This is a genomic window from Burkholderia stabilis (assembly GCF_001742165.1).
GTDB lineage: Bacteria > Pseudomonadota > Gammaproteobacteria > Burkholderiales > Burkholderiaceae > Burkholderia > Burkholderia stabilis.
The window spans coordinates 1,798,425-1,812,172 of record NZ_CP016443.1 but is presented as its reverse complement, the minus strand read 5'-3'; the positions used below and the strand labels follow the sequence as shown (position 1 = coordinate 1,812,172).

General features: G+C 66.6%; 15 protein-coding genes and 1 pseudogene. 9 read left to right on the top strand and 7 right to left on the bottom strand.

The window, feature by feature from the left end; all coding sequences use genetic code 11:
* Positions 1 to 223: 223 nt before the first annotated feature.
* The 4 genes and pseudogenes from BBJ41_RS25985 to BBJ41_RS25970 all read left to right on the top strand — a co-directional run.
* Positions 224 to 1,680 (top strand): annotated as a pseudogene (locus BBJ41_RS25985) (quaternary amine ABC transporter ATP-binding protein); the annotation flags it as partial.
* Complete coding sequence (gene choW, locus BBJ41_RS25980; RefSeq protein WP_069749104.1) at positions 1,673 to 2,569, top strand: choline ABC transporter permease subunit; 897 nt, start codon at positions 1,673 to 1,675, stop codon at positions 2,567 to 2,569. The pseudogene BBJ41_RS25985 and the gene choW, both read left to right, overlap by 8 nt.
* Positions 2,570 to 2,674: 105 nt before the next feature.
* Entirely contained in the window at positions 2,675 to 3,673 is a 999-nt protein-coding gene (locus BBJ41_RS25975) for a GlxA family transcriptional regulator (protein WP_069749103.1), read from the top strand.
* A gap of 109 nt (positions 3,674 to 3,782) precedes the next feature.
* Positions 3,783 to 4,730, top strand: coding sequence for a choline ABC transporter substrate-binding protein (locus BBJ41_RS25970; RefSeq protein ID WP_069749102.1), 948 nt, complete (start codon positions 3,783 to 3,785; stop codon positions 4,728 to 4,730).
* Positions 4,731 to 4,852: 122 nt separating this feature from the next.
* On the opposite strand, the gene BBJ41_RS25965 is transcribed toward BBJ41_RS25970, so the two are convergent.
* Entirely contained in the window at positions 4,853 to 5,278 is a 426-nt protein-coding gene (locus BBJ41_RS25965; protein ID WP_069750377.1) for a PACE efflux transporter, read from the bottom strand.
* A gap of 147 nt (positions 5,279 to 5,425) precedes the next feature.
* On the opposite strand from BBJ41_RS25965, the gene BBJ41_RS25960 reads away from it, so the two are divergent.
* Positions 5,426 to 6,388: a LysR substrate-binding domain-containing protein gene (locus BBJ41_RS25960; protein ID WP_069749101.1), complete on the top strand. Its 963-nt coding sequence runs from the start codon at positions 5,426 to 5,428 to the stop codon at positions 6,386 to 6,388.
* 45 nt (positions 6,389 to 6,433) lie between these two features.
* On the opposite strand, the gene BBJ41_RS25955 is transcribed toward BBJ41_RS25960, so the two are convergent.
* Together BBJ41_RS25955 and BBJ41_RS25950 are read right to left on the bottom strand one after the other, a co-directional pair.
* Complete coding sequence (locus BBJ41_RS25955) at positions 6,434 to 7,585, bottom strand: WD40/YVTN/BNR-like repeat-containing protein (RefSeq protein ID WP_069749100.1); 1,152 nt, start codon at positions 7,583 to 7,585, stop codon at positions 6,434 to 6,436.
* 81 nt (positions 7,586 to 7,666) lie between these two features.
* Positions 7,667 to 7,936 carry a MoaD/ThiS family protein gene (locus tag BBJ41_RS25950; protein WP_069749099.1) on the bottom strand — a complete coding sequence of 90 codons (270 nt, stop codon included), beginning with the start codon at positions 7,934 to 7,936 and terminating at the stop codon, positions 7,667 to 7,669.
* Between the two features lie 227 nt (positions 7,937 to 8,163).
* Between BBJ41_RS25950 and BBJ41_RS25945 the strand changes: the two genes are divergently transcribed.
* Positions 8,164 to 8,529: an ASCH domain-containing protein gene (locus BBJ41_RS25945; RefSeq protein WP_069749098.1), complete on the top strand. Its 366-nt coding sequence runs from the start codon at positions 8,164 to 8,166 to the stop codon at positions 8,527 to 8,529.
* A gap of 15 nt (positions 8,530 to 8,544) precedes the next feature.
* Here the strand turns inward: BBJ41_RS25945 and BBJ41_RS25940 are convergent, their stop codons facing one another.
* Entirely contained in the window at positions 8,545 to 9,234 is a 690-nt protein-coding gene (locus tag BBJ41_RS25940; RefSeq protein WP_069749097.1) for an aspartyl/asparaginyl beta-hydroxylase domain-containing protein, read from the bottom strand.
* Positions 9,235 to 9,466: 232 nt separating this feature from the next.
* On the opposite strand from BBJ41_RS25940, the gene BBJ41_RS25935 reads away from it, so the two are divergent.
* Both BBJ41_RS25935 and BBJ41_RS25930 read left to right on the top strand, forming a co-directional pair.
* Positions 9,467 to 9,811, top strand: a complete 345-nt coding sequence (locus BBJ41_RS25935) for a DUF4148 domain-containing protein (protein ID WP_069749096.1) — start codon at positions 9,467 to 9,469, stop codon at positions 9,809 to 9,811.
* Between the two features lie 75 nt (positions 9,812 to 9,886).
* Positions 9,887 to 10,150 carry a DUF4148 domain-containing protein gene (locus tag BBJ41_RS25930; RefSeq protein WP_069749095.1) on the top strand — a complete coding sequence of 88 codons (264 nt, stop codon included), beginning with the start codon at positions 9,887 to 9,889 and terminating at the stop codon, positions 10,148 to 10,150.
* A 239-nt stretch (positions 10,151 to 10,389) separates the two neighbouring features.
* On the opposite strand, the gene BBJ41_RS25920 is transcribed toward BBJ41_RS25930, so the two are convergent.
* From BBJ41_RS25920 to BBJ41_RS25910, 3 genes are all read right to left on the bottom strand, one after another.
* Positions 10,390 to 10,917: a cytochrome b gene (locus BBJ41_RS25920; RefSeq protein ID WP_069749093.1), complete on the bottom strand. Its 528-nt coding sequence runs from the start codon at positions 10,915 to 10,917 to the stop codon at positions 10,390 to 10,392.
* Between the two features lie 70 nt (positions 10,918 to 10,987).
* Positions 10,988 to 12,451, bottom strand: a complete 1,464-nt coding sequence (locus BBJ41_RS25915; protein ID WP_069749092.1) for an ATP-binding protein — start codon at positions 12,449 to 12,451, stop codon at positions 10,988 to 10,990.
* Positions 12,448 to 13,107, bottom strand: a complete 660-nt coding sequence (locus BBJ41_RS25910) for a response regulator (protein WP_069749091.1) — start codon at positions 13,105 to 13,107, stop codon at positions 12,448 to 12,450. Before BBJ41_RS25910 ends, BBJ41_RS25915 begins: the two co-directional genes overlap by 4 nt.
* Positions 13,108 to 13,160: 53 nt before the next feature.
* Between BBJ41_RS25910 and BBJ41_RS40655 the strand changes: the two genes are divergently transcribed.
* Positions 13,161 to 13,736 (top strand): hypothetical protein, encoded by a 576-nt coding sequence (locus tag BBJ41_RS40655; RefSeq protein WP_156814872.1) that lies wholly within the window; start codon positions 13,161 to 13,163, stop codon positions 13,734 to 13,736.
* The last annotated feature ends 12 nt before the right edge of the window (positions 13,737 to 13,748 follow it).

Here is a 13,748-nt window from a genome sequence, read left to right as displayed (position 1 = left end):
TGGCGGACCCTCGTGCGAAAGGCCCGCGGCAACGTCGCAATCAGCGTGTTTGCGGCGAATGTATCACAGCGGCCCGTCGCGAATTTCCGGGGTTGGCGCGGTATCGCGGCGTGCGCCGTCCGGTGTCGCCGAACGGTTTTTTGCACGGTCATGCTTTTTACCGGTGAATGCGATGGACGTTTTCGTCTGAACAGAGCGCCGCCGGATTGGACGTGAATTTGTCGCAAAGCGACGCGTGGCCGATGCGCATTGGCTCAAAACCTCATGCGATGCGTGTCGCGCTGCTGCGCACAAGTCCGGAGTGCGATGCCCGTCGTTGCTGGGCGTGCGCGTATTGCGCCGCCGCAATCGGGGGCGGGCCGCGCCGCGGCCCGCGTGGCGGGGCTGGCGGGTGTGTCGTATTTGCGCAAGCGTTTGTCGTAATTCGTCGGCAGGTCGGGGTTTTTTCTGGCAACTATGTAGGCACGCTATGACTCGCGTGAGTCCCTGCTACACGAGGAGAAGGTTTCGATGGATGCCCCCAAGGTCGTAGTCGAAGGTCTGTGCAAGGTGTTTGGAAGCAACCCCCAGCAGGCGCTCGACATGCTCGCCGCCGGCTCGACGAAAGACGAGGTACTCAAGCGTACCGGTCAGGTCGTCGGCGTGCACAACGTCTCCTTCGATGTGCAGGAAGGCGAAATTTTTGTGCTGATGGGCCTGTCCGGCTCCGGCAAATCCACGCTGATCCGTCTCGTGAACCGGCTGGTCGATCCGAGCGCCGGCAAGGTGATGATCGACGGGCTCGACGTCGCGTCGGCGCGCCGCTCGGCGCTGACCGCGCTGCGCCGCAAGGACATGAGCATGGTGTTCCAGTCGTTCGCGCTGATGCCGCATCGCACCGTGGTGTCGAACGCCGCGTTCGGCCTCGAGGTTGCGGGCGTCGGCAAGAAGGAGCGCGAACGGCGCGCGATGGAAGTGCTCGAGCAGGTCGGCCTCGCACCGTTCTCGCACAAGCTGCCGTCCGAACTGTCGGGCGGCATGCAGCAGCGCGTCGGCCTCGCGCGCGCGCTCGCCGTGAACCCGTCGCTGATGATCATGGACGAAGCGTTCTCCGCGCTCGATCCGCTCAAGCGCCGGGAAATGCAGGATGTGCTGCTGCAGCTTCAGAAGGAACAGCGCCGCACGATCATGTTCGTGTCGCACGATCTGGAAGAAGCGCTGCGCATCGGCAACCGCATCGCGATCATGGAAGGCGGCCGGCTCGTGCAGGTCGGCACGCCGCAGGACATCATCGCGAACCCGGCCGACGATTACGTGCGCGCGTTCTTCGACGGCATCGATACGAGCCGCTACCTTACGGCCGGCGACCTGATGCAGACGGGCGCCGTGCCGCTCGTGTCGAAGTGCGATGCCGCGAACGTCGCGGCGACGCTGAACGGCAGCGCCGAATACGCGTTCGTGCTCGACGCCGAACGCAAGATCCGCGGCTTCGTCACGCGCGATGCGATCGGTCAGGCCACGCCGTCCGTGCGGCCGATCGAAAGCATCCGTCACGATGCGTCGCTCGAACATGTCGTTGCGCGCGTGGTCGCGAGCCCGAATGCACTGCCCGTCGTCGACGACGACGGCTGCTACTGCGGCTCGGTCGATCGTGCGCTCATCCTGAAGGCCATCACGCGTTCGCGAGGTTCCCATGTCTGAAATGATTCCGCTCGGTACCTGGGTCGACCAGTCCGTTCACTACCTGCTCGACCACGACGCGAAGACGTTCGACGCGATCGGTCAGGCGATCGAAGGTCTCGCGGCATTCGTCGAGCACGGCCTGCAGGCGATCCCGATGTGGCTGATGATGGCGATCTTCATCGGCGTCGGGCTGTGGCGGGTAGGCTGGCGTTTCGCGCTGTTCACCACCGCGTCGCTGCTGCTGATTTTCGCGACGGGCTTCTGGGACCAGACGGTCATCACGCTCGGCCTCACGCTGTCGTCGACGATCATCAGCCTCGTGCTCGGCATCCCGCTCGGCATCTGGGCGGCAAAGAGCAAGTGGGTCGCCGCGATCGTGCGCCCGATCCTCGACCTGATGCAGACGATGCCGGCTTTCGTCTACCTGATTCCGGCCGCGATGCTGTTCGGTCTCGGCCGCGTGCCGGGGATCCTGTCGACGGTGATCTTCGCGATGCCGCCCGCGGTGCGCCTGACGAGCCTCGGCATCCGCCACGTGAACCGCGAGATCGTCGAAGCCGGCCAGGCATTCGGCTGCACGCCGTGGCAACTGCTGTACAAGGTGCAGTTCCCGAATGCGCTGCCGTCGATCATGCAGGGCGTGAACCAGACGATCATGATGGCGCTGTCGATGGTGATCATCGCGTCGATGGTCGGCGCGGGCGGTCTCGGCAACGACGTGCTCGCGAGTATCCAGCGCCTCGACATCGGCCTCGGTTTCGAAAGCGGTCTGTCGGTCGTGCTGCTCGCGATCATTCTCGACCGCATCACCGAAAGCTTCGGCCGCGCACCGGGCACCGTGAAGGCGCCGCTGTTCTCGGGCCTCAAGCAACTCTTTCGCGTGAAGACTGCACCCGCACAGGCCTGACCGACTGGCGGCCGGGATTCCGGCCGCCTTCCCCGAATCGATAACGGCTTCCGCGGCGATTGCCGCGGGGCTGGCTCCCTGCAACCTCGTCGCCAGGAGACCGATGTGACGTCCGCCGTCGCTGTCGCGCCCGCCGCCTGCGTTTCACCGGTTTCGTCCCTCGCCCATTTCGGCTTCCTGACGCTGCCGAACTTCTCGATGATCGCGTTCTCGAGCGCGGTCGAGGTGCTTCGGATGGCGAACTACGTCGGGCGCGCCGACCATTACACGTGGTCGATCTACTCGCTCGACGGCGCGCCCGCGCATGCCAGCAACGGCATCGCGATACGGCCCACGCAGGCGCTCGATTACGCGAACCTGCCCGACGTGATGATCGTGTGCGGCGGCATTCGGATCCGCGACGTGGTCGACGAAGGGGCGCGCGATACGCTCGCGGCGCTCGCCGAACGCGGGTTGCCGCTCGGCGGCATCTGCACCGGCGCGTACGCGCTGATGTCGAGCGGGTTGCTCGACGGCTATCGCTGCACCGTGCACTGGGAGAACCTGTCCGCGTTGCATTCCGAGTTTCCGCAGGTCGGTTTCGCCGACGAGCTGTTCGTCGTCGATCGCGACCGGCTGACCTGCACGGGCGGCACCGCGCCGCTCGACCTGATGCTGAACCTCGTCGGCATGCGGTTCGGCCAGCAGCTTGCCGCGCAGGTGTCGGAGCAGTTCATCCTGGAGCGCATCCGCAGCTCGACCGACACGCAGCCGATTCCCGTCGATGCGCGCGTCGGCTTCTCGCGCGCGGAGCTGATCGAAGTCGTGCGGCTGATGGAGGCGAACATCGAGGAACCGCTGTCGCTCGAGGAACTCGCGCGGCTCGTGCGGTTGTCGCAGCGGCACCTGCAGCGGATGTTCAAGGTGTACCTGAACGTATCGCCGACCCACTATTACCTGACGCTGCGCCTGAAGCGCGCGCGCGACCTGCTGCGCACGACCGATGCGTCGATCGCGCGCGTGACGACGGTCTGCGGCTTTCATTCGCCGTGTCATTTCAGCAAGGCCTACCGTGCGCAGTTCGGCCACGCGCCGAGCTACGAACGCAGGCTGCCGGGGCGCTGACCGGCGCCGGCCCGAATCATTCGGGCGCGACGCCGCCGGGATCGCGGTGCGCGGCTTCAATAAACGATCCCGCATTCATGCAAACGACATCACTTTGAGGAGAAGACAGATGAAGCGCCTATTGATCGCAGCGGTATGCGGGATCGGGATAACCGCGCCGATGTCGGCCGTTTATGCGGCCGATCCGCCCGTATGCAAGAACGTGCGCTTCGCGGACGTCGGCTGGTCCGACATCGCGGCGACCACGGGCCTTGCTTCGACGATGCTGCAGGGGCTCGGCTACAACCCGACGAAGACGATCGCATCGGTGCCGATCACGTTTGCCGGGATCAAGAGCAAGCAGATCGACGTGTTCCTCGGCTACTGGTCGCCGACGATGGACCCGATCATCCAGCCGTTCACGAAGGCCGGCTCGATCAAGGTGCTCTCGACGCCGAACCTGACCGGCGCGAAATACACGCTCGCGGTGCCCGACTACGTGTACCAGGGCGGCCTGAAGTCGTTCGCGGACATCCAGAAATACGCGGACAAGCTGAACGGCAAGATCTACGGGATCGAACCGGGCAACGACGGCAACCTGCTGATCAAGAAGATGATCGACGGCAACCAGTTCGGCCTCGGCAAGTTCAAGATGGTCGAGTCGAGCGAGGCCGGGATGCTGGTCGAGGTGAACCGCGCGATTCGCGACAAGCAGTGGATTGTCTTCCTCGGGTGGGAACCGCATCCGATGAACGTGCAGATGAAGATCGACTACCTGAGCGGCGGCGACGACGTGTTCGGCCCGAACTACGGCGAAGCGAAGGTGCTGACGGCAACGCCGCCCGACTACGCGCAGCGCTGCCCGAACGTCGCGAAGTTCGTGTCGAACCTGCAGTTCACGACGACGATCGAGAACCACGTGATGGTGCCGATCATGAACAAGGAAGACCCGAACAAGGCCGCGGCCGAGTACCTGAAGGCGAACCCGCAGGCGCTCGACAAGTGGCTCGCGGGCGTGACGACGCTCGACGGCAAGCCGGGGCTGCCGGCCGTGAAGGCCTATCTCGGCGTGCATTGAGCGCTGACGTGATCGCCGCGCCGGCCGAAGAGGGCGGCGCGCCGGCATGACGAAACGCGGCCTTCCCGCATCGAGCGGGAAGGCCGCGTCGTTTTTTGCACGGTTGCTTGCGGACGCAACCGTCACGACCCCTTCGTCGCCGCCGGCACGTCGAACACGCGATCGAACGCCCACTGGAAGACAAACGCGTAGCAGAAGAAGAACGCGAACAGCCCGATATCGACGACGAACGCGTCGAGCCACGAAATGTCGAGCCACCACGACACGACGGGCACGAGCATGAAGATCAGCCCGCCCTCGAATCCGGTGGCGTGCAGGATCCGCCGCCCCAGCGTACGCGCCGGCTGCCGGCGCGATGCTTCCCAGCGCTCGAACAGCGCGTTGAAGATCATGTTCCACAGCAGGGCGATCGCCGACATCGTCGCCGACAGCGCGCCCGAATAGACGAGGCCCTGCTTGAAGATCGTCGCGATCACGGGCGAGATGCAGGAAATGGCGATCGCTTCGTACAGCACCGCCTGCGTGATCCTGCGGGGTAGGCCTTGCACGTTGTTTCTCCGGTTCGACGGCAACCGCCGCGGCACCGTGCCGCGACGTCCAGCAAGGCTAACCGCGTTGCGCACGTGCTTCAATTCACCTAATCTCACCCGGATTGAATCGAATTCAACCCGGCCGCATCCGGCCCGCGAGGCCCCGTGTTCTCGAAAATTCCCCTGACCGCATTGCGTGTATTCGAGTCATCGGCGCGGCTCGGCACGTTCAAGGCCGCCGCGGACGAACTGTCCGTGACGCCGGCCGCCGTGTCGCATCAGATCAAGTCGCTCGAAAGCCGGCTCGGCGTGTTGCTGTTCGAGCGCGGCGCGAGCGGCGTGCGGCTCACGGAGGAGGGCGAGCGGCTGTTTCGCGCGTGCCACGATGCATTGCTCGCATTGAGCCGCGGGCTCGACGCGGTGCGACCCGAAGCCGCCGACGAGCGCACGCTGGTGCTGACCACCACGCCCGCATTTGCCGCGATGTGGCTGATCCCGCGCCTCGGCCGGTTCCGTCGCGTCGATCCCCAACTGAACATCAAGGTCGAAACCGGCAATGCGCTCGCCGATCTCGAACGCGACGCGCGCATCGATCTCGCGATTCGTGCAACGTCGCGCACGTTCCCGGCGCTGCACGAGATTGCGCTGATCGACGAGTATTTCGGCGCGTATGCGGCCGCCGGGTTCGATACGCATCGCACGGACGAGCGGCTCGAACTGATCGAGACCGTGTGGGATACGCCGCTGCCCGTTTTGGTCGAGTGGGCGTCATGGTGTCGCGCGGCCGGCCGGGAAGCGTGGCTCGAACGCGCGGTGTTCCGGCATTACGACGACGAGCAATACGCGCTGCAGGCCGTATTGCTCGGGCAGGGCGTCGGGTTGCTGAGTTCGGTGCTGGTGGCCGAGCACGTCGAGCGTGGCGCGCTGACGCCGATCGAGCCGGCGGTGCGGCTTGCCGGCGCGCGCTTCGTCGCGCTGTGCCGGCCCGGGCGCGAACGCGAGCCGCAGGTCAGGCGGTTTCTCGACTGGCTCGAAGCGGAGATCGCGCACACGCGCGCGGCGGTGGCGCGGATTGCGCCACGCGAGCGCCACGCCGACGAGCGCATTCAGGCGGAACCCGGCGAATGAGCGGGAACACCAACGTGTCGTGCCCCGCGTGCCCGCCGCATGCGATCACCCGAACCTGACGCAATACACCGGCGGCAAATGCGCCGACACCATGTGCCAGTTTTCACCGCCGTCGCCGGACGTCCATAACCCGCCGGTCGTCGATGCCATCGCGAGGCGCGTACCGGAATCGTCCACCGCGAGCCCGTGCCGGTACACGAGGTCGTATGCGGGCGCGGCCGGCAAGCCGTTCGAGAAACGCTCGAAACTGCGCCCGCCGTCGCGTGTGCGTGTGACGACGAACCGGCCGTTCACCGGAATCCGGCAGGCATCCTTCACGGCCGGCACGAACCACGCGGTGTCCGGTTCGTTCGGATGCACGGCGACCGCGAAGCCGAAGCTCGAAGGCTGGGCCTCGATCCGCTGCCAATGTTCGGCGCCGTCGGTCGAGCGGAAGATCGCGCAGTGATGCTGCGTCCACAGCACGTCCGGGTTGGCCGCACACTGGACGACCCGGTGCGGGTCCTGCGCGTTCGGTTCGCCGCGCCGTTCGGGAGGCATGTAATCGGCTTCCATGCCGTCGGCGGTGACGCGCCAGGTCGCGCCGCCGTCGAAGGTTTGCCAGACGCCGCCGCACGAGATGCCGATGGTCACGTGCCGGCTGTCGCGCGGATCGACCATCACCGAATGGATGCCCGGCGCGTCGTATCCGCCGCCGCCCCATTCGGCGCGTTCGGGGCGATCCCACAGCGGGCGGTTGAGCACCCACGAGTCGCCGCAGTCGTCGGAACGGAACAGCCCGCCGGGAATCGTGCCGGCCCACAGCACGCCCGGCTCGTCGGCGCCGCCGGCTTCGAGCGACCAGATCTGCTGAAGCGTCCAGGGCGGCCGTGGCGGGCCGGGCGCTTCGTCATCGGCATCGCCGCCGTGGCCTGCGGCCGCGCTGCTGCCGGCGCGCGGTTCGTCGGCAGGCTGTGGCGGATAGACGGGGACCGCGCATTCCTCCCAGTCGGCCGCGCCCGCCCGCCTGCGATGCAGCTTCACGCCGAAATGGCCGAGGTTGAGCGCCGCATACAGCGTGCCGTCGCGCGAATCGGCCGGCGTCATGCTGACCGGCTCGCCGACGAAATGCGGCTCGCCGAGCGTCCAGCCGCCGTTGCCGTCGGCCTGCAGAATGAACAGGCCCTTGCGGGTGGCGACGAGCAATCGATCGTTCATGTCGGATGTCTCCTGTCTCGACCCGGTGCGTCGTAGGGCGTCGTGCGTGCACGGCGCTGTCCCGGATTCGGATAAGACCCCTTATCCGCCCGACAACGCCTGCACGACATACACCCGGCTGCCATCGCCGAGCGCATCGGACAGGTGTTGCCGGTCGCGTACCGGCCGGCCGTCGATGAATACGGAAAGATGCTTTCTCAGCGCGCCCTGATCGTCGACGATGTAGCCGCGCAGCCGAGGTTGCTCGGCGAAGACGGTGTCGAACGCTTCGCCGAGCGTGCGCGCGTCGATCTCGCGCTCGGGCGTTTCGACGTGTCGCTGGATCGAAGCGGCGAAGAACAGATGCGCCATGGCGGTGGCTGGCAGGCACTGCGTGGAGGGGACGGTCTGTAGTGTAGGCGATTCGTCGGGGCCCGAAAGGCGAGGTCGATCAGCCCGGTGCGCATGGCCGGCGCGCCTGGATCGACACGCCCCGGCGAATCGGCAACAATCTCGCCCGGACCGTCATTGCATGCCCGTTCCGGCTGCATGACGATCGACGGTCGTGCGATTTCAACTTGCAGAAGGAATGACTTGCCATGCCTCGACCGGCCCTGTCGATCGTCGCGCCCGCCGTCGACGATATCGTCGCGGGACGCAAAAAGGTGGAAATCCGGTCGTGGTCGCCACCGGCCCTTCCGCTGCGCGATCTCGTGCTGGTGCAAAACACGATCTATCTGCGGCAGGACGGGCAGGAAGATCCCGACGGCATTGCGCTCGCGCTGGTCGATGTCGTGGGCGTACACGACTGGACACCCGACGAAGCCCGTTCGCAAGGCAAGCAATGGTGTGCCGGATACGTGTGCTGGGAACTGACGAATGTGCGGGCGATCGAGCGGCCATTCCGGTGCGTCGCCAGGCGAGGCATCTATGCGATGGAGCCGGCTTGCGCGCAAGCTTCGTGACGCCGGCATCGCTCGCTAGACCGGGATCGACCGCCCCCGGATCCGGATGCCGAGCCGCACGACGCCGATCACCGCGTTCGACAGCCACGTGAGCAAGCGCGGCATCCCGCGCCGGCGGATATCGAGCAGCAGCACGATCCGCACTTCGTCGCTGTCGTTCCACACCTCGTGCATGAACGTATCGTCCCACAGCAGGAAGCGGCCTTCGTCGAGCCGGTATTCGCGTCCGTCCACTTTCAGCACCGCGGCCGGCGAGCCGTCCGTGCGCTTCGGCATCGACAGCACGAGGTAGCCGCGCAGGATCCCGCGAAACGGGCCGCGATGCGGCGGAATGTGCTTGCCGGGCGCGAGGAACGACAACGAAGCGGACAGCACGTCCGGCGATGCGGCGACGATCGACGCGACGGTCGGGCAGCGCGACAGGTTGCGCGGAAACGGCTGGCCGTATGCCTGCATGATGAACATCCGCCAGTCGCGCGCATCGTTGGCCGAGATGTCGTACTGCTCGCGCATGATCTCGTGAAAGCGCGGAATGCGCGGCATGTCGCGCGCCACGTCGAGCGCCTCCGCCCGGATGGCCGGCCATGCGCGCACGAAACGCTCGGCGTCCGGGAACGTGGCCGTGTCGAGCACCGCGCCGCCGTCGAGATGGCGGTCGTACAGCGTGCGGAGCAGGCCGGCGGCGTAGTCGTAAGCGACGGACATGATCGGTCGATGGGCGATCCGTATGAGGTGTCGTCAGTCTGCCCGAAGCGCGACGGGCGCTGCGTTACGTCAGGTTACGCCGGCTGACGAAAGAATGACAGTTTGATGAAGGTCCGGCACGGGAAACCGGGAAGCCACGTGGTTCGAATCGCAATGCGCGGGAATAAACGAACCCCCTCCGTCGTCATACGGGTGTAGCACATCGTCTCGTTGACTTCTTAAGGAGTGGAACATGAACACGCATTGGCTGGTGGCCGCTACCGTGGCGGCGATGTCTCTCGCGGGTGTCGCGACGCAAGCGTCGGCACAGGCACTCACGCGCGCACAGGTCAGGCAGGAACTGATCGACGCCGAAAACAACGGGTTGCGCTTCGTGACCGACACGTCGTATCCGGACGTGAGCCCGCTCTTCCAGCGGCAGGTCGAACAGATGCCGCAGCATCAGGCCAGCACGGCGGTCGGCAGCGATCCGGCCGCGTCATCCGACGCAGGCAAGCCGGCGGCGATGTCGCCGCGCCAGCGCCCGGCCGCATGCGTCGGCCCCGCGAGCTTCTGCACGATCTATTTCGGCAGTTGACGCAACCCGCCGCCTGCGTGCGCAGGTTCGGCATTCACCACGGTTGATCGATACGGAACATGGAAGGAGTTCATCATGAAAGCATATATCGCACTACTGATGATGATTGGCGCGATCGCCGGTCAGTCGGCATTCGCGCAATCGAACGCGCCGCTGACGCGTGCGCAGGTTCGCGACGAGCTGATGCGTCTGGAAGCGGCCGGGTACGACCCGGCGAAGGGGGACGACGGCGAGTATCCGGCGGACATTCAGGCTGCGCAAGCGCGGCTCGCCGCACAGGAGCAGGCCAGGATGGCGCATGCGTCCGGCCCCGGCATGCCGGTACAGACCGGAAACTAGGTGCCGCTATGGACGTGTGTGGCGCGTGGCCATCGTGTTCGCGGTACGGCAAGCCGCATGCGCTGCACGTCGCGCGGCGCGGCCGAAGGGCGCCGGCCGCGATGCCGCTCATCGCACGCCGCTTCGCGCGGCGTCGCGATCATCTCGTCAACCGGCCGCGATGGACGGGGCGCTCGATCGTACGATGAAGCGGAACAGACCGGTTCAATCGCGCGACGGCGCGCTGAAGGGCGGGGGCGTCACCACGGCAGCATCCGCTGCAGGACCTGATCGCGCAGCACGAAGCGGTGCGCGAGCGCGGCGGCCACGTGCAGGCCAATGCCGGCGAACAGCACCCAGGCGAGGATGCCGTGCACGTCGCCCATCGCGTGACCGAATCCGGACCCGGCCGCTGACAGCGCCGGCAACGGAACGAGCCCGACGAGCGTCACGGCCCACGCGCGCGACGACGCGTTGATCCAGCCGAGCAGCGGCACCGCGATCAGCAGCGCGTAGAGCGCGAAATGCGTCGCACCCGACAACGCGCGCATCGCGGGCGACAGCTCGCTTGCCGGCGGGCGATGGGTGGCGCGCCACAGCACGCGGCAAGCCATCGCCGCGAGCAATGCGGTTCCCACGATCAGGTGCGCGGCGATCAGGCCGACCGGTTGCGTATCGCGATGCACGTCGGGCATCGTCCAGCCGATCGCGTATTGCGCGACGACCAGCGCGACGATCAGCCAGTGAAGAAAACGTGCGACTGCGTCATATCGAGCGGGCGTGGGCATGATGCCTCCTGACGAACGGCGGGGATCGTATTGTGTCCGCGGATTCTACGGGCGAATCCTTAACGAAACGTTAAGCACGCGGCATCGCGCGCGTTCGGTCGTCGTGCTCGCCGGCGGGCGCATCGTGCTGCGGCGATGCGGCGGCGTCCGCCGACGGCAGCGCGATCACGACGCCGAGCCCATGACCGCCGATGCCCGGCTCGAACTGCACGGTGCCGCCGAAATATTGCGCGATGCGCTTGACGATCGACAACCCGAGCCCGCTGCCGGGCGACTGCGTGCCGCTGCCGCGATAGAAGCGATCGCCGAGCCGCTCGTGTTCGCCGGAGACGACGCCCGGCCCGTCGTCGCGCACGATGATGCGTTGCAGCGCGCCGTCGTCGTGCAGGCCGAGCTCGATGCGGCCGCCCTGGCGCCCGTATTTGATCGCGTTGTCGACGAGATTGTCGAGCAGGATGCCGATCAGGATCGGGTCGGCATCGATCGCGCGTTCGGATGCGTCACCGGCAACGAGGTCGATCGCCTTGTCCGACGCCTTCGCGAGATGACGATCGATCGCTGCGTCGACGAGTTCGCGAACGACGACGGCGCGCGTCGGAATGCGTTCGTATTCGTCGAGCCGCGCGAGCAGCAGCAACTGTTCGGCGAGACGCGCGCTGCGATCGACGCCCTGCACGACACGTTGCATCGCGAGTTGCTTGCGCGCCGGGTCGTCGGTCGCGATCGCCACCTGCGCCTGTACCTTGATCGCGGCCAGCGGCGTCTTGAGTTCGTGCGCCGCGTCGGACGTGAACGCGCGTTCGCGCACGATCGATTGCCGCAGCCGGGCCAGCAGCCGGTCGATCGCGTCGACCAGCGCGCGCACTTCGTCCGGCACGGTGGCGACGTCGAGCGGTTCGAGCGATCGCGCATCGCGCGCGCCGATCAGCGTCGACAGCGTTTTCAACGGCGCGAGACTGTGGCCGATCATGTACCAGAGGAGCAGCGCGAGCACCGGCAGCGCGACGATCAGCGGCAACACGATGCCGCGCGCGATGCCGGTCGCCAGATCGCTGCGCGTGTTGACCGTTTCCATCACGCGTATCCATCGCCCGGACTCACTGTCGCGCAGCGTGTGCGTGCGCCATTGCGCGTCGCGGATGACGATCGTCGTCGGCGCGCCGCGCGGGGCGCGCGCATCGGGCAGGCCGGCGGCGTCGCGCGGCAGGTTCGATGCGATGACGTGGTTCTGCGCGTCGCGCACCTCGAACAGCACGTCGCGCGGCAGGCGATCGCCGTCGCTGTCGGGGCCCGATCGCGAATCGCCGAAGGCGAGCTCGACACGCGCATCGGGCGGGAAGCGGGCGAGGCGGCCGAGGTCGGCCGGCGACAGGCCGACGAGCAGCGACGCGTATTCGACGAGGCGCGCATCTTCCCATTCGCCGATCTCGCGCGTGGCGTGGTGGAAGCCGCCGAAGACGGCGACGATCCATACGACGGTGACGCAGCCGAGCGCCATCGCCGACACGCGGCGTCGTATCGAGCGCGAGATCATGGCGCGTCGACGACGTAGCCGATGCCCCGGACGGTGCGGATCAATTCCGCGCCGAGCTTCTTGCGCAGGTTCGAGATATGGACCTCGATCGCATTGCTTTCGACGCCGTCCTGCCATCCGTACAGGCCATCCTCGAGGCGCGCGCGCGACTGCGGCGTGCCCGGGTGGCTGACGAGTTGAACGAGGATGGCCCACTCCCGCGCGGTGAGTGCGATGCGCGACGCGTCGCGCGTGACGGTATGGGTGGTCAGGTCGATCGTGACGTCGCGCCAGACGATCTCGTCGCCGGCGCGGCCCTGGGAGCGCCGCACGAGCGCGCGACAGCGGGCGAGCACCTCGGACAGTTCGAACGGCTTCGCGAGATAGTCGTCCGCGCCGTCGTCGAGGCCGCGGACGCGGTCGGCGACGGTGCCGCGCGCGGTCAGCACCAGCACGGGAACCGTATCGCCCGCATCGCGCAATCCACGCAACAGCTCCGTTCCCGATTTCCCCGGCAGGCCGAGATCGAGCACGACGAGCGCGAAGCGCGTCGTCGCGAGTGCCGCGGCGGCCGCGTGGCCGTCGCGCAGCCAGTCGACGTGATAGCCGGCCTGGCTCAGGCTGACTTCGAGGCCGCTGCCGATCAGATCGTCGTCTTCAACAAGAAGGAGTCGCATGGTCGATTCGCGTGCAGATGCCTGCGATTGTACGAGCACCGACAGGGCACGCGATGCAACGGATTGTAATCGAGCGATCCCGGGCATCGCCCGATTCTGAAGAACGCTTAAGGTTTGCCACGGGTATTCCCGCTACTATCGGCCACGACATTTCCCCCCTGATCCCGATCCGGGTTTGCCGCGCCCGGCATGGACCGAGCGCACTTGCCCACGAATCAGCGACCCTTCAGTTTGATTTCAGATCGACCCGGGTCGCCCGCACGGGAGGTTCATTCTTCATGACACCCTCGACGATCGAGCGATGGCGCGCCCACCTGCTGATCGCCGCGCTGGCCGGCATGTTCATTCAGTGCTTCGTGCTGGTGTCGTTGCTCGCATGGCGCATACCTGAAGCATTTTTCACGACGATGACGTTTCGCGTCTGGACCGTCGTCGCGGTCGCAACGGCGATCCTTTCAGCCCGCAAGCTGGCCGATGCGGCGTTCAATGCGGCGCTCGCGTGCGGACAGGTGCGCCTGACCGGAATCGATCGCCGCACGGTAGTTGTGTCATCCGATTGCGTGTACCGTTTATTGGTCGTCCTTCACATCCGGCTCAACGGGAATCGATACGGCAGCGTGCACGGGTGAACCCGCGTGTGC

What these genes read in the sequence shown, in the direction of transcription:
- choW (WP_069749104.1), top strand. Translation starts at nt 1,673, where the DNA reads ATGTCTGAAATGATTCCGCTCGGTACCTGGGTCGACCAGTCCGTTCAC.
- BBJ41_RS25970 (WP_069749102.1), top strand. Translation starts at nt 3,783, where the DNA reads ATGAAGCGCCTATTGATCGCAGCGGTATGCGGGATCGGGATAACCGCG.
- BBJ41_RS25955 (WP_069749100.1), bottom strand. Translation starts at nt 7,585, where the DNA reads ATGAACGATCGATTGCTCGTCGCCACCCGCAAGGGCCTGTTCATTCTG.
- BBJ41_RS25950 (WP_069749099.1), bottom strand. Translation starts at nt 7,936, where the DNA reads ATGGCGCATCTGTTCTTCGCCGCTTCGATCCAGCGACACGTCGAAACG.
- BBJ41_RS25945 (WP_069749098.1), top strand. Translation starts at nt 8,164, where the DNA reads ATGCCTCGACCGGCCCTGTCGATCGTCGCGCCCGCCGTCGACGATATC.
- BBJ41_RS25940 (WP_069749097.1), bottom strand. Translation starts at nt 9,234, where the DNA reads ATGTCCGTCGCTTACGACTACGCCGCCGGCCTGCTCCGCACGCTGTAC.
- BBJ41_RS25935 (WP_069749096.1), top strand. Translation starts at nt 9,467, where the DNA reads ATGAACACGCATTGGCTGGTGGCCGCTACCGTGGCGGCGATGTCTCTC.
- BBJ41_RS25930 (WP_069749095.1), top strand. Translation starts at nt 9,887, where the DNA reads ATGAAAGCATATATCGCACTACTGATGATGATTGGCGCGATCGCCGGT.
- BBJ41_RS25920 (WP_069749093.1), bottom strand. Translation starts at nt 10,917, where the DNA reads ATGCCCACGCCCGCTCGATATGACGCAGTCGCACGTTTTCTTCACTGG.
- BBJ41_RS25915 (WP_069749092.1), bottom strand. Translation starts at nt 12,451, where the DNA reads ATGATCTCGCGCTCGATACGACGCCGCGTGTCGGCGATGGCGCTCGGC.
- BBJ41_RS25910 (WP_069749091.1), bottom strand. Translation starts at nt 13,107, where the DNA reads ATGCGACTCCTTCTTGTTGAAGACGACGATCTGATCGGCAGCGGCCTC.
- BBJ41_RS40655 (WP_156814872.1), top strand. Translation starts at nt 13,161, where the DNA reads ATGCAACGGATTGTAATCGAGCGATCCCGGGCATCGCCCGATTCTGAA.